Annotated in this window: 18 protein-coding genes and 1 pseudogene; 7 read left to right on the forward strand and 12 right to left on the reverse strand. The window is 67.2% G+C overall.

The window, feature by feature from the left end; translation table 11 throughout:
* Positions 1–82: 82 nt before the first annotated feature.
* Together TFU_RS06745 and TFU_RS06750 are read right to left on the reverse strand one after the other, a co-directional pair.
* On the reverse strand, positions 83–1,303 hold the full coding sequence (locus TFU_RS06745; protein WP_011291794.1) for a helix-turn-helix domain-containing protein: 1,221 nt from the start codon (positions 1,301–1,303) through the stop codon (positions 83–85).
* Positions 1,304–2,327: 1,024 nt separating this feature from the next.
* Positions 2,328–2,714 carry a hypothetical protein gene (locus TFU_RS06750; protein WP_011291796.1) on the reverse strand — a complete coding sequence of 129 codons (387 nt, stop codon included), beginning with the start codon at positions 2,712–2,714 and terminating at the stop codon, positions 2,328–2,330.
* An 81-nt stretch (positions 2,715–2,795) separates the two neighbouring features.
* Between TFU_RS06750 and TFU_RS15800 the strand changes: the two are divergent.
* From TFU_RS15800 to TFU_RS06765, 3 genes and pseudogenes are all read left to right on the forward strand, one after another.
* Positions 2,796–2,906 (forward strand): annotated as a pseudogene (locus tag TFU_RS15800) (RtcB family protein); the annotation flags it as partial.
* Positions 2,907–3,199: 293 nt separating this feature from the next.
* Entirely contained in the window at positions 3,200–3,799 is a 600-nt protein-coding gene (locus TFU_RS06760) for a hypothetical protein (RefSeq protein WP_011291797.1), read from the forward strand.
* Positions 3,800–3,831: 32 nt separating this feature from the next.
* Positions 3,832–4,245 (forward strand): hypothetical protein, encoded by a 414-nt coding sequence (locus TFU_RS06765; protein ID WP_011291798.1) that lies wholly within the window; start codon positions 3,832–3,834, stop codon positions 4,243–4,245.
* Between the two features lie 41 nt (positions 4,246–4,286).
* Here TFU_RS06765 and TFU_RS06770 read toward each other — a convergent pair whose 3' ends face one another.
* Entirely contained in the window at positions 4,287–4,784 is a 498-nt protein-coding gene (locus TFU_RS06770) for a GNAT family N-acetyltransferase (protein ID WP_011291799.1), read from the reverse strand.
* A gap of 52 nt (positions 4,785–4,836) precedes the next feature.
* On the opposite strand from TFU_RS06770, the gene TFU_RS06775 reads away from it, so the two are divergent.
* Entirely contained in the window at positions 4,837–5,394 is a 558-nt protein-coding gene (locus tag TFU_RS06775) for a molybdenum cofactor guanylyltransferase (protein ID WP_011291800.1), read from the forward strand.
* 416 nt (positions 5,395–5,810) lie between these two features.
* Here TFU_RS06775 and TFU_RS06780 read toward each other — a convergent pair whose 3' ends face one another.
* The 6 genes from TFU_RS06780 to TFU_RS06805 form a co-directional block, all read right to left on the reverse strand.
* Positions 5,811–7,214 (reverse strand): metallopeptidase TldD-related protein, encoded by a 1,404-nt coding sequence (locus tag TFU_RS06780; RefSeq protein ID WP_016188614.1) that lies wholly within the window; start codon positions 7,212–7,214, stop codon positions 5,811–5,813.
* A gap of 32 nt (positions 7,215–7,246) precedes the next feature.
* A complete protein-coding gene (locus tag TFU_RS06785; protein WP_011291802.1) occupies positions 7,247–8,788 on the reverse strand; it encodes a TldD/PmbA family protein in 1,542 nt (513 codons plus the stop codon).
* The gene (locus tag TFU_RS06790) at positions 8,785–9,540 is read right to left on the reverse strand and encodes a hypothetical protein (protein ID WP_011291803.1); all 756 of its coding nucleotides are present in this window, start codon (positions 9,538–9,540) and stop codon (positions 8,785–8,787) included. The genes TFU_RS06785 and TFU_RS06790 overlap by 4 nt, the downstream gene beginning before the upstream one ends.
* The gene (locus TFU_RS06795) at positions 9,537–10,235 is read right to left on the reverse strand and encodes a hypothetical protein (RefSeq protein ID WP_011291804.1); all 699 of its coding nucleotides are present in this window, start codon (positions 10,233–10,235) and stop codon (positions 9,537–9,539) included. Before TFU_RS06795 ends, TFU_RS06790 begins: the two co-directional genes overlap by 4 nt.
* Positions 10,236–10,394: 159 nt before the next feature.
* Positions 10,395–11,753, reverse strand: a complete 1,359-nt coding sequence (gene gdhA, locus TFU_RS06800) for an NADP-specific glutamate dehydrogenase (protein WP_011291805.1) — start codon at positions 11,751–11,753, stop codon at positions 10,395–10,397.
* A 182-nt stretch (positions 11,754–11,935) separates the two neighbouring features.
* On the reverse strand, positions 11,936–13,360 hold the full coding sequence (locus tag TFU_RS06805) for an LCP family protein (protein ID WP_152436240.1): 1,425 nt from the start codon (positions 13,358–13,360) through the stop codon (positions 11,936–11,938).
* 406 nt (positions 13,361–13,766) lie between these two features.
* Here TFU_RS06805 and TFU_RS06810 point away from each other — a divergent pair, with 406 nt between their 5' ends.
* On the forward strand, positions 13,767–14,690 hold the full coding sequence (locus tag TFU_RS06810) for an Lrp/AsnC family transcriptional regulator (RefSeq protein ID WP_016188618.1): 924 nt from the start codon (positions 13,767–13,769) through the stop codon (positions 14,688–14,690).
* Between the two features lie 397 nt (positions 14,691–15,087).
* Here the strand turns inward: TFU_RS06810 and TFU_RS06815 are convergent, their stop codons facing one another.
* Complete coding sequence (locus TFU_RS06815) at positions 15,088–15,783, reverse strand: FadR/GntR family transcriptional regulator (protein ID WP_011291808.1); 696 nt, start codon at positions 15,781–15,783, stop codon at positions 15,088–15,090.
* 129 nt (positions 15,784–15,912) lie between these two features.
* Between TFU_RS06815 and TFU_RS06820 the strand changes: the two genes are divergently transcribed.
* The gene (locus tag TFU_RS06820) at positions 15,913–17,127 is read left to right on the forward strand and encodes a CynX/NimT family MFS transporter (protein WP_011291809.1); all 1,215 of its coding nucleotides are present in this window, start codon (positions 15,913–15,915) and stop codon (positions 17,125–17,127) included.
* A gap of 19 nt (positions 17,128–17,146) precedes the next feature.
* Here TFU_RS06820 and TFU_RS06825 read toward each other — a convergent pair whose 3' ends face one another.
* Positions 17,147–17,965 (reverse strand): CPBP family intramembrane glutamic endopeptidase, encoded by an 819-nt coding sequence (locus TFU_RS06825; RefSeq protein WP_049754932.1) that lies wholly within the window; start codon positions 17,963–17,965, stop codon positions 17,147–17,149.
* A gap of 582 nt (positions 17,966–18,547) precedes the next feature.
* A complete protein-coding gene (gene aceA / locus TFU_RS06830) occupies positions 18,548–19,837 on the reverse strand; it encodes an isocitrate lyase (protein ID WP_011291811.1) in 1,290 nt (429 codons plus the stop codon).
* A 216-nt stretch (positions 19,838–20,053) separates the two neighbouring features.
* Here aceA and TFU_RS06835 point away from each other — a divergent pair, with 216 nt between their 5' ends.
* A complete protein-coding gene (locus TFU_RS06835) occupies positions 20,054–21,490 on the forward strand; it encodes a helix-turn-helix transcriptional regulator (RefSeq protein ID WP_016188622.1) in 1,437 nt (478 codons plus the stop codon).
* Positions 21,491–21,581 lie beyond the last annotated feature (91 nt).

The raw sequence follows: 21,581 nt of genomic DNA on the forward strand, positions 1-21,581 counted from the left end.
GGCCATGCCAAGACCGTATGGCTGAACCAGGCGGCTCAAGGGACAGTCGGTACCCCTACCTCAAGGGGTACAGTTTGGACTCCTACCGGGCTACGACCCCCAGCTTCTGGGCCAGACTGTCCACGTCCTCGCGCAACATCGACGGAGGGTTCGACACCATGTCCGACACGGCCCTCCGCGAGAAGATGTTGAACCTAATCGTCTCCGGGCTCTCTCGATGAGCCTTGTTCAGCAGGTGAACCACGGCAGCCTGTTCGCCGCGCTGCCAGTGCCCACGCGCCGTCTCGATGATGTGGAACGCCCGCCGGGTCGCCGACGGGATCAGCCCCAGGTCGACCTTCGCGGCGGCCTCCACCGCCTTCCCGCCCTGCATGAGGTCGTCATGCATCGTCACCGCATAGCCCTCGACAATGCCCATACCGAAGATCAGGTACGGGTGCGCATACGACCGCCCCAGCTTCTGGGCCGCTTCATACGCGATGTCCCAGTAGCGCCACGCATCGCCAGCGCGTCCAACCTTCGCGTAGGACAGGGCGACCGCCAGGTGCAGCAGTCCCCACCGCGCCAGTTCGTCGGAGTCCTTCTCGGGGTCCAGCAGGCGTGCGGCCTGCATGGCCAGCTCAACCCGAGCCTCGTGCCTCTCCCCAGCGTCACGGAAGACGTGGTTCATGTACCACGCCGCCGACGCGATCGCTCTCGGGTTGTCGGCCTCCAACGCGGCCTCCATGCCACGGTCACCCGTCAGCAGCACTAGGTCCGGGGCAGGCTGGAAGCTGAGAAACAACTGCGCAAGGTGGTACGCCTCGGCCAGCGACGCCAGCACCGAACGCCGCTCCTTGCCCTCATGCACGCGAGCGGCGTATCGCAGGTCTGCCAGCAGCGGCGGCAGGAGCGCAGCGATACGGGTCCGGTGGTTGGCGCGGCTGCCATGCCACACCATCCAGGCGTGCCGCACCCGCTCGGCAAGCTCTGCCGCAGTAGCAGGCTCCTCATCCCGCCCGATCGGATAGGAGGTGAGCGCCTCCCGTATCTCCAGAAGGGCGGGATGCGCCTCCTTCACATAGGGGGCGACGATGATCGGGTGCTTTCCGCCGACCAGCTCCGCAAGGTCGCACCCAAGTGCCGCAGCCAACTGGGTGAGCATGTCGAGGCGCGGCATCTGAAGACGCCCCTTTTCGATGCTCTTAACCCACTCAGCAGAGCGACCCACGAGTCCGCCAAGGGTGGCACGGGTCATGCCGTTCCGTTCTCGAATAGCCTGGACACGCTTTCCGAATGACGCCTCTTGGTACCCTTCGGACATAGAGGTCCTGCCTTTCCTGAAAAGTGTGGCAACTTCCCAGGATAGGGACAGGGTCTCGTCGTCGGGCCTGTTAGGCCGCGAAGGGCTGTCCAGCCATGGGCACGGTGAAGCCCTCCCACTAGGTGTTTGTGGGAGGGCTTCACCGTTTCCGACTCAACGCCCGAACCCGGCTTCCACACTAGATCCACCAGCCACCCATACCCCCTAAAACCCAGGTCAGGCGAGATCGAGGAGCTAGAGGGCCAGCCCACCTCTAGCGTCCACCCAGGGCTCGGTCTAGGGCCTGCTCAAAGCCGGCGCGGTGGTACCCCCTGCCGGTTGCGACCCCGCCCCGTCTCGTCCGCGCACCACGTCTGCCGAGGACCGATCCCATAGGGGCAGCATCTTCGCGAGAGCGCTGTCGCTCTCCGGTACGGGGACCGGTTCCGCTGCCGCAGTTCCTCGGCCCACAGCCGATCCTCCCCACCGAACGCACCAATGAAGTGCTCCAGTAGAACCGCCTCCTCGGCGGCAGCGCCCGCCAAGACCGGAGCTGCCAGCCGGTACTTGGCAGGGGCGACACTGCCACCTAGGCGAGCGGCGGCAGGGCATGCGCCACCGCGTTCTCAGTCGGCATGCCACGCCTGCCAGGAAGCAGTGAGAACGGCTCGCCACTAGCAGGCGGCGGCGAGCCTCGATGGCGGTGCCAGTGGCAGCCACGGCAGCCAGCATGCCAACTGGCACGACCACGCCCACCTCCAGGACGTCGACCATGCCACCGGCTGCCACAACCCCGGCAGCCACCCATGCCGTGCGACGGCGGCGGTACCGCACGCTCTCCACGAACACAGGCCCGGTCGCGATGACACGCCGGTAATCGTCGGCACGCCCCTCCGCCAAACCATGCCTGCCAAACGCACGTGCCAACCGGCACGGTTGCCAGCGCCTAACAGAGGGCGGGGGTGGCATGCCACCGGCTGCCGTGCCGTGCCGTGCCGTTCCTCGGGTGGCATGCCACCGGGGGCGGCCTGGACCGGGAACCGGATCACTCGGCCACGCAGCGTCTGCCGGAGATAGCCGCAAACCGGCGGGTTCCCCTGGAGAGACGACGGAGGGACATCCACGCTCCGATCGCATATACGGCATAGGCTTCCACACCGATCGGGAGCGTGATGGCGGTGTTGATCACCAGCTCGTCCCAGATACCGGGCAGGGGAGCTACCTCGCCGAAACCGGTCATGCGTCCCAACTCGACCCAGCCAGACCAGGTGGCTACTGCGGCGGGGCAGCGATGAGGAGCAGGGGCCAGCGCGTCATGGTGGACTTCGTCTGGTTCTGGCGCTCGTCGACGGGGGTCGATTTCGACCGGTAGACGCCCGAGGGGGTAGTTGGTGGGCTGCCCGGTGAGGGCAGGCGAGGTGGTGTCGGTCATTGAGGGGCTCCTGTGCAGGTCATCCGTGGGGCGGTCGTGGGTGGCTGCCCTCAGGGCTTAGTAGGTGCCCGTCGGTATTTCCTTGATGAGATCCCCGCGGCGTACAAGGACATCAACGAGGTGATCGCCGCCCAGACTGATCTTGTGGAAGTGGTGACGCACCTGCGGCAAGTGGTGTGCGTCAAGGGATAACCGGCTCTCCCTTTCCGCCAGGAAAGGGAGAGCTTTTTCCTTGTGGGCCGACGGGGCAGCGACTGGGGGTGAGCCCGCCACCACCTGATGCGGATGCGGGCCGCTGCGGAACACATTTCCGTGCGGTTTTTGTGGGTATCTTTCCGTGTTCCTCCCGCTCCGTTCTGGTGGCAATTCTCGTTACCGCAGGTCTTTCGGGTTTTTATGGGCTTGGATCGGGCAGACGCAGAGCGTGAAGACCTACCGTCGGGCACCTGCCCGCCAAGGAACCACCCCAGTCGAGAGGCACCACGATGGATACCGACGACATCATTGGTCTCGCAGTGTTCCTCGGCCTGGTGCTGATCGCCGCCGCCGCGATCGCTGTCTTCCGGGAAACCCGTCGCGGCGGACCGCGGCACCGGCAGCCCCGCACTGACACCGCCCACGTGCCCCGCCAGCGGGAACAGCCCGAGCACCAGGACTCAGGGCACCGACCACCCGCCCCCAGCCTGCGCACCCTCACCGAGAGCGAACGCGCCTACTACGAGAACGAGTGGGCGCGCGCCCAGGAGCGTTTCGTCGACGACCCGGCCGCCGCCGTCGCCACCGCCGACCGGCTCCTCGCCCAGGCGATGGCCGACCGCGGCTATCCCGTGGACCAGCCTGTCGCACCCGCGGCCACCGTCGACGAATACCAGCGCGTGCACCAGGCCGCGGAACGCGGCCGGACCGGAGCAGCAACCACCGAAGAACTCGGTGACGCGATGGCCCGCTACCGCGAACTCTTCGCTGAAGTGCTGGGACACGTCTCCCCGGGTGAACGGGTCTTTGGGAAGCACGCTGCCCCGGAGTATGCCGACGCCGTCGCACACCCTGCCACCGCCAACACCGGCCGCCACCGCCGCCGGTAGCGGCCGCGACACCACTAAGGGAGACGACCACCGTGGAGCACCACAGCGACGAATCCCGCAACGTCTACGCTGCTGCTCACACCCCGGAACCGCGCCACGGGGAAGAACAGCCCTATGCCCCGGAAGGCACCGATACCACTCAAGCGTTCTCCGGACCCTTGCCCCGCAGCGAGCCGGAGGCGTTCACTGACGTGCAGCGATTCCACGACCGCTGGAACCGGATCCAAAAGAGTTTCGTCGACGATCCGCGGGCCAGTGTCGCTGCCGCGGACAGTCTCGTCGGAGAAGCAATCGAACAGTTCACCGCCCGCCTCAACGAGCGCCGCCGCCGTATCGAATCAAGCTGGCAGCGGCGCAGCGAAGGCGGAAGCGACACTGAACGGCTGCGTGTGGCACTGCGGGAATACCGCACCCTGCTCGACCAGCTCACCATGGTGCCCTACTAGACCGGGCAGTGGTCCGTCGCGCCCCGCCGCAGACGAGCCGTTCACTCCTGCCCGCGGGCAGACAGCCGCAGCCCGTAGGCGAGCAGCGGCACCCCCGGCTGGGGACTCCAGTCCCGTTCCGGTAGCCGGACAAACCCTTCGGAGGCGTACAACCGCTGCGCAGCCACCATGATCGGCTGCGTGGACAGTACAAGGTGGGCCACGCCCGCGTTCCGGGCCCGCTCGATCACGGAGCGCAGCAGCAGCCGGCCGATGCCGCGCCGCTGCGCGTGCGGGGCCACGGCGAGGGCACGCACCTCGGCTTCGTCCGGCGAGAGTGTGATCTCGCTGTCCTCTTGGAACGGCCGCAGCGTGACCGTGCCGAGCAGCTCGTCGCCGTCCACCGCGACCAGCACGTCACCGATCCCGCTCGTGCCCAGCGCGCGCAGCACGGGCAGGTACGGCGAGTCGGGATCCAGTAGCCCTTGGTCGAGATAGGTGCGCACCCGCAGTTCGCCGACGTGAGGCATTTCCTCGGGGTAGACGGTACGAACCAGCATGACTCCATGGAACCGTATCTGTGGGGCTCGCTGGTACAGGTAAGGAGCAGACGTGGACGGTTGGGACGCGGTGATTCTCGCTGGCGGGGCGGCGCGGCGCATGGGCGGTGTCGACAAGCCCGGGCTGCGGGTCGGCGGGCGCACCATGCTGGAAAGGGTCGTGGACGCGGTCCAGGAGGCGGCCACGGTCGTCGTGGTGGGACCGCCGCGCCCCCACCCTCCGGCTCGCTATGTCCGCGAAGATCCCCCCGGTTCGGGCCCGCTGTCGGCGTTGCGCACCGGGCTCGCGGAAGTCGTCTCCCCCTGGTTTGTGCTGCTCGCCGCGGACATGCCGTTCCTGGACAGTACGGCGGTAGCGACGCTGCGCACGGCTGCCGCACCCGCTGCCGGGGCCGTGCTCGTCGACGAGGAAGGGCAGTCCCAGTGGCTGGCAAGCGTGTGGCGCACCGCAGCGGTGCGTGCCGCGCTCACTGACTATGCGGGGCGTTCCCTCCGCGGCCTGTTCGCTCCCCTCACCCCGGTGCGGGTGCCGCTCGGGTGGGCGGCCCGCGACTGTGACACCCCGGAAGACCTTGCCCGCGCCCGCCGCGACTGGCAGCAGCAGAACTGATCCGAATCTGATTCTGCGTATTCTGGCTGCGGAAAGGACTTTCTACCCGGCCGTAACGGAGAAAGCACAGGAAGTCAATCAGAAAAGAAATGACGCCGGGTGGCTACGGGGGCAAACCACCCGGCGTCGCAAACGGTGTTTCGACGGGGGCTCGAAACACCGATCCGTGCGCTTCAACGGGGGACTGAAGCGCCAAACCCCAATCTACACCGGTACTCCCTGAATTAAGTCAAGAATTTATTACGACGGGATCTCGGGAGAGTTCCATGGTTTCCCTACTTTCCTCCCGAGCCCGGTATTCCACGGGCAGCACCGCACCGAATTGTTTGGCAATCCAACTAAAACGGTTTCAAAGAAGACGAGCGGCGGCGCGGAAAACCCGGGCCGCGCCGCCGCTCACCCCACGCTCCCAGACGTCACGACGCCTGGCTCACCGACGACATGTTGAAATCCGGAACCCGCATTGGCGGCATCGCCGTGAGCGGGAAGTATTCACCGAACTCGCGGGAGAACGTCGGCGTCGTCTTCCCCACCTCCGTCACCCGCTCCAACAAGCTCACTGGAGACTCGTTGAACCGGAAGTTGTTCACCGCGCCCCGCACTTCACCATCCTCCACGAGGTAAACCCCGTCCCGGGTCAGCCCGGTGAGCAGCATGGTGCGCGGATCCACCATCCTGATGTACCACAGGCAGGTCAACAGCAGGCCCCGCTCGGTCGAGGCCACCATGTCGTCCAACGACGCGGTCGCACCCGGCAGTTCGAGAATCAGATTGTCGGCCTCCGGCGTCAACGGCAGCGCCGTCATCATCGCCGAATCGTAGGTTTGGACCAGGCGCGCCAACTCCCCGTCGCTGATCCACTCCGTCGCACCCACCGGACGCCCGTTGTCGAACGCGCTGATCCGCCGCCCCGGAGCGTCCGCCAGCACGAACGGCGCACACTCCAACCCGGGCTCGGCCGGATTCGACCGCAGCCGCACCGGCAGCGGAGACAACCGTTCCCCCACCCGGGTCCCGCCCTGCGGCGACGAGAACGCGGTCCGCCCCTCAAACGCGTCCCGCGCCCCCAACTCCCAGTACAAGTCGGTCATCAAATCAGCGACCGCCGACGGAGGCAGCAGCGTCTCATACCGTCCCGGAGGAAGCTCCACCGTGGTGCGGCCCCACGAGATCCGCCGCTCCAACTCGGCTTCCAACGCCGCCACATCCACATCCGTGAAATCACGGGTCGCCTGCCCCACCCACGTGGAATGGTGCGGCTCCTCCGACTTGGCGTTGAGGTCCAGCGTCCCCGACGGCTGGTCGTGGCGGAGCCGCAGCCCCGTCGACGTGCCCAAAAACGTGGCGGACATCGTGTGCTGCGCATAGCCGTACAACCGCACACCCGCCTGCGCCGACCGTTCGAACGCCTTTCCCAGCGCTGGAGCGAACTCGGAGAACACGCCGATGTCTGTGACCGGAACCGGCGCATCCCACTCGCTGCCGGAAGCCTCCGCGCTCGCAGGATCCACCAGCGAATACGCTTCCTTGACCGGCGCCGACCCGCGCGCCGCCTCCTCCGAGGCGCGCACCAGGTCCTCCAACTGGTCGTCCCGCAGCCCGCTCTGCGACACCGAGCCGACCCGGACCCCCGCCGCATCCTTCACCAGCGAAATCACCGTGGCCGACCGGCCCCGAGTCACCCCGTTCGTGGTGAGCGAATTCCCTGCCCAGCGCAGGTTCGCCGTGCTCGCCTCGGTCACCAGCACCATGCACTCGTCAGCACGCGACAACTCCAACGCGCGCTCGGTCATCGCCTGCGCGGACAGCGACTGGCTCACGGTTGATCCCTTCGGTTGAGAGTGCACGCTGTTCACGCCCGGGCCTCCTGAGCGGTGTTGAGCACCCGCACCCCCTCAAACAGGGCGCTGGGGCAGCCGTGACTGACCGGAGCAACCTGGCCAGGCTGGCCCTTACCGCAGTTGAACGCCCCACCCAGCACATACGTGTCGGGGCCGCCCAGCATGCGCAGCGAATTCCAAAACTCGGTGGTGGTCGCCTGGTAGGCCACATCCCGAACCTGGTGGGTGATCCGCCCGTCCCGGATCCGGTAGAACCGCTGCCCGGTGAACTGGAAGTTGTACCGCTGCATGTCGATCGACCAGCTCCGGTCACCCACGATGTAGATGCCGTCATCCACCTGGCGGATCAGCTCCCGCGTGTCCGGGCCGCGCGGATCCGGCTGCAGCGACACGTTCGCCATCCGCTGGATCGGCATCGTCGCCGGCGAATCCGCGAACGCGCACCCGTTGGACCGCTCATAGCCCATCAACTGGGAGATCCTCCGGTCCCGCTGGAACCCGGTGAGCACCCCCTCCGTGATCAACGGGAACGACGACGTCGCCACACCTTCGTCGTCGTAGCCGATCGTGGCCAGCCCGTGCTCGGCGGTGCGGTCCCCGGTGACGTTCATGATCTCCGAACCGTAGCGCAGCACCCCGATCTGATCCGGGGTGGCGAACGACGTGCCCGCATACGCGGCCTCATAGCCGAGCGCACGGTCCAGCTCGGTGGCATGCCCGATCGACTCGTGGATCGTCAGCCACAGGTTCGACGGGTCGATCACCAGGTCGTAGACGCCCGGCTCCACACTGGGCGCTTCGACCTTCTCCGCGAGCAGCTGCGGCAGTTCCGCAAGCTCCGCCTCCACCGTCGGCAGGTACTCCAAGCCCTTGCCCACCGGCGGGGAGATGGTCCGCATACTCTCCAACCGGCCCTGCGCGGTCGACATGACCTCCACCACGGGATGCACCCGCACCCGCTGCTGGGTGGTCACCGTCCCGGCAGTGTCCGCATAAAACTTCTGCTCCTTCGCCACGAGCAGGGTCGCGTCCGCGTGGTCCACGCGGGCATCCGCCAACAGCCGCCGACTCCAGTCGGTGAGCTGCTCAACCGTCTCCTGCAGTGGCACCGACCACGGGTCGACCTCATAGGACGACACCCACACCGCATCCGAATAGGTGGGCTCGGGAGCCAACTCCACCCGGTCGCTGTTCAGCACCGACGTGAGTTTCGCAACCTCGACCGCCTGCGCTGCGGTAGCGGCCGCAGCCTCCGGCGTCAGAGTCGTCTCTGCAGCAAACCCCCACGCCCCGTTGTGGACCACGCGGACCGCGAAACCGAGGACGTCGGTCTCCTGGGCGGTTTCCACCACCCCGTCGGACACCACCAGGTGACGGCCGCGGATCCGCTCCAAACGGAAGTCGGCATGGTCAGCGCCGAGGTCGCGGGCGCGCTGCAGCGCCGCGTCGGCGAGAGAACGCAGCGGAAGAGAGAGGAATTCGGAATCAATTTCGCGCACGGTGGAAACGTAACGCGTTCCGCCGTTCCTGTCAGGTGAAGGGAGGTGATTCATTGGCCGCGCCGTACATCCACGTGGACATGGTCCCGGTGTTGCAGGATGTCGTTACTCGTATCAGACGACACGTAGGGACGCCACCCTGCCAGCGCGAACTGGGCGCTCCAGATCTGGTCGTCGAAGATCACCACCGAGACTTCCAACCGTTGCGCGTGCGCCACCAGCCACTGTGCCAGCAGCCAGCCGGCGTGCCGCTGCTCTTCGCTCACCGGGCGGAAGAACACGTCGATCGCCTCCCCCCGGTAGTGGGTCGAGTCCGCGCCGTGCCCGTCACGGACCCCGCCGGGCTCAAAACCGCCAAGACTCAACTCGCCGTGCACGTCCGTCATCTCGGCGAGCAGCGTCTCAGCGCGCGGCGTCAACCCGGACGAGCCCATCTCTTCGGCTGCAAGCTCCGTGGTGGAACCGGAAAAACAGGTGAGCACCGGCCCTGGGCCGTCCGCTGGACCGGTGAGGAGCGCATCCACCAGCTGCGGGTCCACTTCCACGTCTGCGGGAGGCTCTTCACCGCGGGCCTGCAACGCGGCCGCCGTGGTCGCAGCCATCGCCTGCTGCCGCTCCACCCCCACCTGCTCCCCGGCGACCTCCACCACACACTCGGACCCCCACAGCGCGGTAAGCCCTGTTCCGACAGCCCGCCCCAGCAGTCCTGCCGTCGCGACCGCGCACACCACCACGACGGCCACGATCGCCGCGGCCACAATCCACCACCAGCGCGTCCTCCTGCGGCGGCGCGGGGGCGCGCTCACCACGCCCCCCACAGCACGAAAACCCCGCCCGCCAACAGCGTGACCCCCCACACCCGGTCCATCGTCACCCAGCGCAGCCGCATCGCGTACACACCGAAAAACTCGTAGACGAGAAGCGCAGCCAGCCCGGTAGCGGCCAGCATCGCTAGCGTGTGCACTCCCGTCGCCGCCAATCCCAGCAGCGTCGCATCCCACAAGTCAACGTGGCCCGTGCTCGCCGCCGCCCCCGCATCCGCTGTCTCCACCACCGCTGTGCCGTGGTGGCCGTGGCCAGCGTGCACGTGGCTGTGCTCCACCTGCCCCGCCAAAACCGGCAACAGCATCAGTCCTGAGCCGTGCGCGCACGCCATCACAAACGACGCGACCGCCAACTGCCACGACGACAGGTTCGCAGGATGCTGGTGACCCCGGTGCAGCGGGCCCAGCAGAAACCACACGCCCGCCACCACCAGAATGGCCGCCCCAGCCACAGAGAACACGGTGGACGTCGTCATCGCCCCCGTCACCGTGACCGCGACCGCCACCAGCGCCACTGATGCGGCATGCCCCAACGCCAGCAGCGGCAGCGCGCTCACCACCGCGGAGCGGCGACGCTCCTGCAACCCGCGGGAAACCGCCAACAACCAGCCCATCCCAGGATGAAACCCGTGGAAAATGCCCAACACAATCAGCACCCACAGTTGATTGGCGGTCATGAGCCACGACTCCGTCCCGCATACCCGTCGCCCCCCGCATCATCACACGGGACCGCGGCCGTGGCAACGGTCCGCAAAGAAGACCGTGCACAGCGCAACGCGGGGTGCGCACCATGGTGCGCACCCCGCGTCCCACAACCTGCGGCGACTCTGGAGGCGTCAGATCAGGCCCTGAGCGAGCATCGCCTCAGCGACGATCTCGAAAGCAGCGATGTTGGCACCTGCCACATAGTCGCCGGGCCGCCCATAGCGTTCCGCCGTCTCATAGCAGGTGTCGTGGATGTGGCGCATGATTTCCGCGAGCCGCTTCTCGGTGTACTCGAACGACCACGAGTCGCGGGACGCGTTCTGCTGCATCTCCAACGCGCTCGTCGCCACCCCGCCCGCGTTCGCGGCCTTGCCCGGCGCGAACGCTACGCCCGCCTCCGCGAACACCCGGATCCCCTCCGGGGTCGTGGGCATGTTCGCGCCCTCCGCCACCGCGCCCACCCCGTTGCGCACCAGGGTGATAGCGTCGCGGCCGGTCAGCTCGTTCTGCGTCGCGCACGGCAGCGCGATGTCGCAGGGCACCTCCCACACGCTGGACGACGACGAGTCGATGTAGCGGACGTGGGAGCCGCGCCGCTTGGCGTAGTCGGACACCCGGCCGCGTTCGACCTCCTTGACCTGCTTGAGCAGCTCCAGGTCGATCCCCTTCTCGTCCACCACGTAGCCGTTGGAGTCCGAGCAGGTCACCACATGCGCGCCGAGCTGCTGGGCCTTCTCGATCGCGTAGATCGCCACATTGCCCGAACCCGACACCGAGACCCGCTTGCCTTCCAGCGAGTCGCCGCGGGCTCGCAGCATCTCCGCAGTGAAGAGCACACAGCCGTACCCGGTGGCCTCACGACGCACCTGGGAACCGCCCCAACTGAGGCCCTTACCGGTGAACACGCCCGACTCGTAGCGGTTGGTGATCCGCTTGTACTGGCCGAACAGGTAGCCGATCTCACGCTGGCCCACGCCGATGTCACCGGCAGGCACGTCCGTGTGCTCACCCAGGTGCCGGTACAGCTCCGTCATGAACGACTGGCAGAACCGCATGATCTCGGCGTCGGAACGGCCCTTCGGGTCGAAGTCGCTGCCGCCTTTCGCACCGCCGATCGGCAATCCGGTCAGCGAGTTCTTGAAGATCTGCTCGAACCCGAGGAACTTGATGATGCTCAGGTTCACCGACGGGTGGAACCGCAGCCCGCCCTTGTAAGGTCCCAAAGAGCTGCTGAACTCCACCCGGAAACCCCGGTTGACGTGGATCTCACCGGAGTCGTCCATCCAGGGCACCCGGAAGATCAGCTGGCGCTCCGGCTCACAGAGCCGCTCGATGATCTTGGCGTGGCTGATGTCAGGGTTCTTGGCCACCACGGGGCCGAGGCACTCCAGGACTTCGCGAACAGCCTGGTGGAACTCGACCTCCCCCGGGTTACGCCGCAGGATTTCCTCGTAGATCGGGGACAGTTTCTCATCGAGATTCGCCGACATGGTCGCCTCCGGTTCGGGGCGCACCTCGCAGGCACACCCCGGCTCGGGGCGTGCCGGGAGGAAGCACCGGTTGTGGCCGTATGGGGTTGCATCACGGGCGCCCCGTTGAGCCCGTACCCCGTTCGCTGATCATAGACGCCGTGGCTACCGCCATGGTCCGGCAGGGCCGGTCGTCATGCATCTTAAGGGCACAATTCGTCGAGCGCGGTCGCCTCCTCTCCCACCTGCCGGCCCGGGGAATGCGGGGTGGGTTCCGGCTGCTCAGCGGGTGTTTCACCGGTATCTGCCGCAGAAGACTCCGGGGAAAGCCCCACATCCGGGGCAGCATCCTCGCCGGAGGCAGCAGGCAGCGGTGTGTCGTATACCGCATGGTGCACCAGGGCGCGAATGTGCTCCCAGTCCGGGTAGGCGGTGTTCACCTGCGGCGGGGAAAGCTGCAGGGTCTCCATGTCCGCCTTGGCGACCTTTTCCGCCAACTCCACGAAGTGGGGGAGCTTCGGCTGGGGGATGTCGGTCCGCAGCGTGCTTTTCGCCGCCGAGGCCAGCGACCGGAAACTCGTGAGGATCGTCGCCGGATCAGCCTGTTCCGCCACGTACTTGATCAGACAGCCCTGGCGGCCCATGCGCGAATAGTCGTCGCTGTTGACCCGTGTCCGGCCGTACCACAGCGCTTTACGGCCATCAAGGAGCTGCCAGCCCGCGTCAATGTACTCGCCGCGCTGCCCGTAGGGGAGCGGCTCCTCCAAATAGACCCGGATGCCGCCGATCGCGTCGATGATGTCCTCAAACCCCTGCATGTCGACCAGCGCGTAGTAGTCGATGTCCAAGCTGATTGCGAAACCGATCACTTTTTTGAGCGTGTCCGCTCCCGGGTCGGTGGCATACGGGTTGATCGCCAGCGCGGGCTCGTCGACCACCGTCTGGTAGACCTCGTTGAGCAGGTTGTCGAACCCGTACGGCGCAGGGTAGCGCTCTGCCAGCGCCGTCCCCTCCGGGAACGGCACGTTCTCCAGGTTGCGGGGCAGCCCGATGAGCACGACGTCACCGGTCTCCACGTCGATGCTGGCCACGATCATGGTGTCGGTGCGCATCCCGTACCGGTTCTTGCCCGCGTCACCGCCCAACAGCAGCACGTTGACCCGGTCCTGGCCGTTCCACGGGTCTGCGTCGTCGTGCGGCTCACTCCCCGCCGACTCGAACAGTGTCGTGGACACGTCATAGGCGGTGTAGGAGACGTAGCCGACTGCGGCCGCAGGTGAAGCCACTGCCACGCACAGCACGGTGACCACCGCGCCCGCGACGAGCCGGCGGCCGAACGTGCGGGACTCGGGCCGCGTGATCACGTAGGAGTGGACCACCACGGTCATCCACAGCACCGCCACCACGAACGCGGTCACACCCATCAGCAGCAGCCAATGGTTCTGCGTGGCCAATGTGGCGCTCAGCACGAGGTTGCCGCTCACCACCAGGCCACCACCGACCAGGGCCGCGATGAACAGCAGATAGCAGGTGAGAATGACGGCCCCGGCCCAGCGCCGTCCCATGCGTACATGGGCTATTCCAGGAAGCACTGCGGACGCCGCAGTCCACAGCAGCGCTTGCGTCATGCTCATTGGGCGACCGGGGGCGGGGGTCGACCGCCGTCTTCTGCCCATGGGGTCCGTTCCCTTTCTGCTGTCTTCCTAGGCGCCCGGGCGGTGGCGGGGTCGGGAGACCGCGGCCATGGTCTCCCACAACCGCAGGGGCGCGCTGTCGTGCCCACACCAGTGTCGCGCTTCACAGGAGTCGCTAAGACCGTACTCCCGTGAAGGGAGTGTCCACCGGCGGAGTGATTTGTCCTGATATCTGGATGCTATGTCTGTTTCCTGGGGATTATCTGGCCGAAGTCAGCCCCATTTTCTTCCGCGATCGGTAGTTAACAGCCTCAGTAGCTGCCATGATCAGGCCGCAGGAGGGGGCGACGCCCGGGGGGACAGGGGCGTCGTCAAAGAGCAACGAAAGGCACTACTTATCGTGCTCGATGCGGTCGACGCAGCGCTGGTACGAGCGCTGCAGGGGGACGGAAGAGCAACGTACCAGGCACTAGCAGACCAGGTGGGACTGTCACGCACGGCAGTCCGCGCCCGCGTCAAGCACCTCATCTCCACCGGAGCCATCCGGATTGTCGGGGTGCTGCACGCTGGCGTCATGGGAATGGAGGTGTTCGGACACATTTCACTTCGTGTTTGCGGACCAGTACGACCAGTCGTCGACGAACTCACCCGGCGCGAAGCCGTCGTCTTCGTCGCACAAACCGCGGGACGCTTTCCTGTCGTCGCCCACGTACGGGTCCGCGACGACGCCGCACTCTCCGCGGAACTCACCCACCTCCGCGCCATCCCCGGCGTCGTCGAAGCTGAAGTCTTCCGCGGCGACCAGATCACCAAAGACGAATACTCCAGCGTCCGGCCTCTGCGGAACATCTCCATCGACCCGCTGGACTGGCGGCTTGTCCGCTGCCTCCAAGCTAACGGACGAGCCTCCTACGCGGACCTCGCCCGCACCGTGGGCCTCTCCCAGGCAGCAGCGCGCGCCCGAGTCGTCCGGCTGCTCGACGCAGGTGTCATCCACGTCACCGCGCTCATTGAAGCTTCCGCTGTCGGCGTCACCGAACGGCTCGGCTTCGGTCTGCGGTGCCGCGGCGACGCATCCGCCCTCGCCGACAACCTCGCCTCCCTGCCCGGAATATCGTTCGCCGCCACAGGGTTCGGCAGCTACGACATCGTCGGCGGAGTCACCGCAACAGACCGGCGCACCATCGTCGACACTCTGGAAACGATCCGCCGCGCCCCCGAGGTCAGCTACACCGAAACCTGGGACTACCTTGCCGTCGCTAAAGAACGGCAGCGTATCGACGGCCACTCCTACACCACAATCCCGCACCCCCGCGGCGGGTGAACCGCGCCGTGCGGCGCCGCCACACCACGCCCAAGCCCAAAGCCCGCGCTCTGACCGTGGCGCCGCAGCTTACCCTGCCGCACCAGCCTCCAGCCGCCCCGCTCCGGCGCGGGCTCACCAGGCCGCGGCCCGGCTGGTGCACTCGGGGGAACACGATCCGACCCGGAAAAAGACACAAGGCGGCCCGCGGAACACCACCGCGCACCCCACCTGCGCGCCCGGAACCAGGGCACGCCCCCGCGGGAGGGCACGACAGTGCGGAGTGTTGCAGGCGACATCCCGGCCCCTGCGGGCCGCCGTCAACACTCGGTCGTCGCGAAACCGCCGCGAAAAGCCATAGCGGAAAAAGGGGGGAACAGGGGGAGGGAGATCACACAGCGCAGGCCACTGGCCGGGGCTACGACGACGCAGCAGCCTGGTTGACCAAGTCATCCAGGTAGCAGGCGGCCTCGCGGAGCGCACGCTCCGTGTCACCCGCCCGGATAGCCTCGGCCAGCCGCTGGTGGTCTGAGGCCGGCTCCTCCGTGGCCGTTTCCGGAGTCTCCTCGTACACCATGTGCGCGATGCTGTCGTAGACCGCCTGGGCGATGTCGTCGTACAGCTCGATGAGCAGCGAGTTGTGGGTCGCCGCCACCACCGCCTTGTGGAACGCGAAATCCGCTTCCACAAACGCCTGCATGTCACGGGCGTGCCAGGCGGACGTCCGTTCGCCGAGCGCACGGTCAATCGTGTCGAGGTCCTCCTCGGTGTGGCGGACTGCCGCCAGCCGGGCCGCCTCCAACTCCAAGGCCCAACGCACCTCGAAGTTCTCCCGCAACTCGGAACGCTTCAACCGGCGCCGCAGGGCGCCACCCAGTTCGCTCGACGAGCGAACAAAAGTGCCCGCCCCTTGGCGGATCTCCAACAGGCCGGTGTGGGCCAGCGCCCGCACCGCTTCACGTACCGTGTTACGACCGACCTCCAGCTGATCCGACAGTTCGGCCTCGGTAGGGATGCGGTCGCCGATTGACCACTCGCCCGAGTCGATCTGAGCTTTCAACTGGGTAATGACCTGGTCAACAAGTCCAGTGCGACGTGTTGAGGCGAGGGGCACGCTCTACCTCCTAGGGGATGTTCGTTACCGCCGGAGCTTAGACCAAGTCTCTCGCGAGAGAGTGGCTCTTGGCGACCGGTACGTTACCCTCGAGGGGATATCCGGTCATCCCACCAATCCAGGGAAGCTGTGGCACCACACCCGACGCCGACCCGCCGCGCCCGCTGGCACCTGGCCGCAGGAATCGTCCTCGCCGCCCTCAACCTGCGCACCGCCATCACCAGCATCGGCCCGCTGCTCACCGAAATCACCACCGACCTGCACCTGACCCCGGTCACCACCGGGCTGCTCACCACCCTGCCCGTCCTCTGCTTCGCCGGCTTCGGCGCCCTCACCCCCGCCCTGCAGCGCCGCTGGGGCGACCACCACGTCCTCCTCGCCGCCCTCGCCGCACTCACCCTCGGCCTCGCCAGCCGCGCCCTCGTCACCGACCCGTGGCTGTTCCTCGCCCTCAGCACCCTCGCCCTCGCCGGCGGCGCCGTCGGCAACGTCCTCCTCCCCACCCTCGTCAAACAGCACTTCCCCCACCGCGTAGGCCTGCTCACCGCCGCCTACACCACCGCTATGGCCCTCGGCACCACCCTCGCCGCTGCCGCCACCGTCCCCCTCGCCACCGCCTTCCACGGCAACTGGCGGCCCGCACTCGCCAGCTACGCCCTGCTCGGCCTAGTCGCCACCATCCCCTGGGCACTGGCCTTGCGTAACGAACCCCGACGCCACCCCGGCGACCAGCCGATCAGCATCCGCACTGTCCTCACCACTGCCCTCGGCTGGCAAAGCACCCTGTTCTTCGCGACCCAGTCCGCCATCGCCTACATCATGTTCGGCTGGTTCGCCCACTTCCTCCGCGACCACGGCATGCCCGCCCCGCACGCCGGACTCGTCCTCTCCTACCTGACCGCGCTCGCGATCCCCACCTCACTCGCCGTCCCCGCCGTCGTCGCCCGCATGCGCAACCCCGTCCTCCTCATCGCCCTCTTCGTCACCTGCTACCTGGTCGGCTTTGCCGGACTCCTCACCGCTCCCGTCACCGGCGCCTGGCTGTGGGCCACCCTCATCGGCATCGGCATGTCCTCCTTCCCCCTCGCCCTCACCTTCTTCGGGCTCCGCGCCCGCAGCCCTCACGGCACCGCAGCCCTCTCCGCCGCCACCCAAGGCGTCGGCTACCTGCTCGCCGGAACCGGGCCGTTCCTCTTCGGCCTCCTCCGCGACCTCAGCGGAGACTGGCGGCTGTCCATTGGCCTGCTCGTCGCCCTCACCTTCGCCCACGGCGGCTGCGGCATCCTGCTCAGCCGGCCCCGCCACATCGAAGACGCCGTCGTGCCCAGCCCAGTCGCCCCCTGACCGGCCTCCCCCGGCCGGCTCACGCCCCCGGCAGCCAGCCCACCCGGCCGATGACATACACCGACCCCACAAACGCCACAATGTCGATCACCGAATGTGCCACCACCAGCGGCATCACCCGCCCGTACCGGCGGTAGAACCAGCAGAACACCACCCCCATCACCAGGTTGCCGACAAACATGCCCACCCCCTGGTAGAGGTGGTAGAGCGCACGCAGCCCCGACGACGCCGCCACCGCCCGCACCGGCGACCAGCCCAACTGCTCCAACCGCAGCAGCAGATAGCCGACCACCACAACCTCTTCCAGCACGCCGTTCTTCACCGCTTGCAACACCAGGACCGCGTGCTGCCACCAATGCCCGTGCAACGCACTCGGCGCGATAGGACGATTGATCCCCCACTGCACCGACACCAGGTAGACCACCAGACCGCCCAAGCCGATCCCCGCGGCCAGCAGCACCCCCCACCCCGCGTCGAAACCGGGACGGCGCAGATCAAAACCGATCGTCCGCGCAGAATCCCCCGACCGGTGCAGCAGGTAGACCACCAACGCCACCGGAGCGAACGCGAACAGCAGCCGGTAGGCCTGCCACGACAAGTCCAGCCACGGACGCTCCGCATCCGCCGCTGACGTCACCAGGCTCGCCGTCTGCTCCGACAGCGCTTCAGGCGCAGTCAGCGCACCCACAAAAGAAATCGTCGCGGCCACAGCCGACGCACCCAACGACAGCGCTAACACACACCAGACCTCCACCCCGAGCATCCGGCGGGTCAGCACACCAGGAGAAGTCCGACCAGCAGCACCACTGCCAGCCGGGTCCAGCGTCGGTTCGGCCATGGTCGAAATTCTGCCAGTGTCCCGACACCACCCGCCCACCGGCAGAAAAAGGAGGCCGGTCTCGCGGGTGACACGGGAACCGCGAGACCGGCGGGTGGACGTCCGTCCCACCCGCGCCCCAGCCACGAAAGCGGGGGCGGGACGGACGCCGGGGAAGACCGGGATGTCAGTGAGCCGCTGACCACCGGTCTTCATCCAGGGGGATGCCCCGGGGAGGAGGCCGGTCTCGCGGGTGACACGGGAACCGCGAGACCGGCGGGTGGACGTCCGTCCCACCCGCGCCCCAGCCACGAAAGCGGGGGCGGGACGGACGCCGGGGAAGACCGGGATGTCAGTGAGCCGCTGACCACCGGTCTTCTGCCGGGCCGGTCTCGCGGGTGACACGGAAGCCGCGAGACCGGCGGGTGGACGTCCGTCCCACCCGCGCCCCAGCCACGAAAGCGGGGGCGGGACGGACGCCGGGGAAGACCGGGATGTCAGTGAGCCGCTGACCACCGGTCTTCTGCGGGGGAGAAAGGTCGAGGGGGATGCATCGGGTGGGGGAGGAGGCCACCCGATGCACCCAGAGGGGGATAGGGGGTGTTAGTTGAACTGCTCCTCTTCGGTGGATCCGGTCAGAGCCGTCGTGGAAGCGTCCGGCGAGATCGTGGTGCTGATCAGGTCGAAGTAGCCGGTGCCGACCTCGCGCTGGTGCCGGGTCGCGGTGTAGCCGTCGGCCTCGGCAGCGAACTCCGCCTCCTGCAGCTCCACGTAGGCGCTCATGCCCCGAGCCGCGTACCCCTTGGCCAGGTTGAACATCGAGTAGTTGAGCGAGTGGAAGCCCGCCAGGGTGATGAACTGGAACTTGTAGCCCATGTGGCCCAGCTCGCGCTGGAACTTGGCGATGGTCGCGTCGTCGAGGTGACGCTTCCAGTTGAACGACGGCGAGCAGTTGTAGGCCAGCAACTGGTCGGGGTACTTGTCCTTGATCGCTTCGGCGAACTGGCGAGCCACCTCCAGGTCCGGCGTGGAGGTCTCCATCCACAGCAGGTCGGCGTAGGGAGCGTACGCCAGGCCGCGGGCGATGCACGCTTCCAGGCCGTTGCGGACCCGGTAGAAGCCCTCCGGAGTGCGTTCGCCGGTGATGAAAGGCCGGTCGCGCTCGTCGATGTCGCTCGTGATCAGGGTGGCAGCCTGCGCGTCGGTCCGCGCAATGATCAGCGAAGGCACCCCGGCCACGTCGGCAGCCAGCCGCGCCGCGTTGAGGGTCTTGATGTGCTGGCCGGTCGGGATGAGGACCTTGCCGCCCAGGTGGCCGCACTTCTTCTCGGAGGCGAGCTGGTCTTCCCAGTGCACGCCAGCCGCACCCGCGGCGATCATGGCCTTCATCAGCTCGTAGGCGTTGAGGACACCGCCGAATCCGGCCTCCGCGTCGGCGACGATCGGCGCCAGCCAGTACGGGGCGTCCTCGTCACCCTCCGACCAGGAGATCTGGTCTGCGCGCAGCAGCGCGTTGTTGATCCGCCGCACCACCTGCGGAACCGAGTTGGCCGGGTAGAGGCTCTGGTCGGGGTAGGTGTGCCCGGACAGGTTGGCGTCGGCTGCGACCTGCCATCCGGAGAGGTAGATGGCCTTCAGGCCGGCGCGGACCTGCTGGACAGCCTGGTTACCGGTGAGCGCACCGAGGGCGTTGATGTAGTCCTCAGTGTGGAGCAGCTCCCACAGGCGTTCTGCTCCCAAACGGGCCAGCGTGTGCTCCTCGGTGACCGAGCCGCGCAGCCGGATCACATCCTCAGCGGAGTACGTCCGCTTGACGCCCTTCCAGCGCGGGTTGGTCTCCCACTCCTTTTGGAGAGCCGCGCTGGCTTCCTGCTGACGACCGGTGATGCTCATGGTCTTCCCGCCTTAACGAGTCTGATCCCCTGGTAAGTCCACCGGCTGGAGAGCCCCCGCACCAGGTCAAACGTGCGGTGTGCGGTTCGTTCCCCGCCGGTGATCACCATTCTTTGCAAACTTCCACGGTTTTTCGAGCGGGATTCGGGTGAAGATTTGCGATTTTTTCTCTAGCATGAACGCATGCCGTACTTTGGGACTGAAGAAATGCCGACTTTGCCAAGTGACCTAGATCTCGTCACCTTTGGCCAGCGGCTGCGCCACCTCCGCCGCGCCCGCAACATGACCCTCGCTGAACTGGGAGAACGCGTAGGACGCGCCCCGTCCCAGCTCTCCCTGCTGGAAAACGGCAAGCGGGAACCCAAGCTCTCCCTGCTCACCGCGCTCGCCAAAGCCCTCGACGTCTCTGTGGAGGAGCTCCTCTCCCGCCAGCCCCCCAGCCGCCGCGCCCAACTAGAGATCGCCCTCGAAGAAGCCCAGCGGGACCCCCTCTACCAGTCCCTCAACCTGCCCCACCTCAAAGTCGGCAAGCGCGTCCCCAACGACGTCCTCGAACACATCGTCACCCTCTACGAGGAACTCAAGCGGCGCGCCGCCAAACCCACCACCACGAACGAGGAAGCCCGCCGCGCCAACGCGGAACTCCGCCGCCTCATGAGCGAGCGCGACAACTACTTCCCCGAGATCGAAAAAGCCGCGCGGGAAACCCTCGAAGCCGTCGGCTACCAAGGCGGGGCACTCTCCCAGGGCATGATCCTCGCCATCGTCGCCCACCACGGATTCACCCTGCGCTACGTCCCCGACCTGCCCCGCTCGGTGCGCTCAGTCACCGACACCCGCAACCGCCGCATCTACCTCAAGCGGGAATCGCTGGGCATGCACACGCCGCGCACCATCCTGCTGCAGACCCTCGGCCACTTCGTCCTCGGCCACACCCCGCCCCGCGACTTCGCCGACTTCCTCCGCCAACGCGTGGAAGCGAACTACTTCGCCGCCGCGGTCCTCATCCCCGAATTCACGGCCGTCCCGTTCCTCACCGAGGCCAAACGGCAACGCGACCTGTCCGTCGAAGACCTCCGCGACGTCTACGCCGTCTCCTACGAGATGGCCGCCCACCGGTTCACCAATCTGGCCACCCGCCACCTCGACCTCGTCTGCCACTTCATCCGCAACGACGAGACCGGCATCATCTACAAGGCCTACCAAAACGACGGGCTGATCTTCCCCACCGACGACACCGGGGCCATCGAAGGCCAGCGCCTGTGCCGCTACTGGGCGGGCCGCCAAGTCTTCGCCTCCCCCGACCGCTATTCGATCTACTACCAGTACACCGACAAACCCAACGGCACCCACTGGTGTGTGGCCCATGTCGACCCCAGCCGGGAACGCAACTTCGCCATCACCCTGGGCGTGCCCTACAAGGAATCGCGGTGGTTCCGCGGCCGGGAGACCACCAACCGCACCAAATCCGAGTGCCCGGTCGGGGAATGCTGCGTGCGGCCCCCCTCGGAGCTCGCCTCCCGTTGGGAAGGCAACGTCTGGCCGTCGGCCCGCGCCCACTCCCACGTCCTGGCCGCCCTGCCCACCGGCCAATTCCCCGGCGTCGACGAGACCGACGTCTACACCTTCCTCGAAAAATACGAGACCGCATAAGGCCACAACCCGGCCGGATACAGCAGCCAGGGGTGGTTCCGGGACCCGCCGGAACCACCCCTGTTTCATGACCCCGCTAACATGTTACCGT

It is taken from the genome of Thermobifida fusca YX, assembly GCF_000012405.1.
Lineage (GTDB): Bacteria > Actinomycetota > Actinomycetes > Streptosporangiales > Streptosporangiaceae > Thermobifida > Thermobifida fusca.

Bases quoted from the DNA above. Each gene is read 5' to 3' on its own strand.
- TFU_RS06745 (WP_011291794.1), bottom strand. From the start codon at position 1,303: ATGTCCGAAGGGTACCAAGAGGCGTCATTCGGAAAGCGTGTCCAGGCT.
- TFU_RS06750 (WP_011291796.1), bottom strand. From the start codon at position 2,714: ATGACCGACACCACCTCGCCTGCCCTCACCGGGCAGCCCACCAACTAC.
- TFU_RS06760 (WP_011291797.1), top strand. From the start codon at position 3,200: ATGGATACCGACGACATCATTGGTCTCGCAGTGTTCCTCGGCCTGGTG.
- TFU_RS06770 (WP_011291799.1), bottom strand. From the start codon at position 4,784: ATGCTGGTTCGTACCGTCTACCCCGAGGAAATGCCTCACGTCGGCGAA.
- TFU_RS06785 (WP_011291802.1), bottom strand. From the start codon at position 8,788: ATGAATCACCTCCCTTCACCTGACAGGAACGGCGGAACGCGTTACGTT.
- TFU_RS06795 (WP_011291804.1), bottom strand. From the start codon at position 10,235: ATGACCGCCAATCAACTGTGGGTGCTGATTGTGTTGGGCATTTTCCAC.
- gdhA (WP_011291805.1), bottom strand. From the start codon at position 11,753: ATGTCGGCGAATCTCGATGAGAAACTGTCCCCGATCTACGAGGAAATC.
- TFU_RS06805 (WP_152436240.1), bottom strand. From the start codon at position 13,360: ATGACGCAAGCGCTGCTGTGGACTGCGGCGTCCGCAGTGCTTCCTGGA.
- TFU_RS06825 (WP_049754932.1), bottom strand. From the start codon at position 17,965: ATGGCCGAACCGACGCTGGACCCGGCTGGCAGTGGTGCTGCTGGTCGG.
- aceA (WP_011291811.1), bottom strand. From the start codon at position 19,837: ATGAGCATCACCGGTCGTCAGCAGGAAGCCAGCGCGGCTCTCCAAAAG.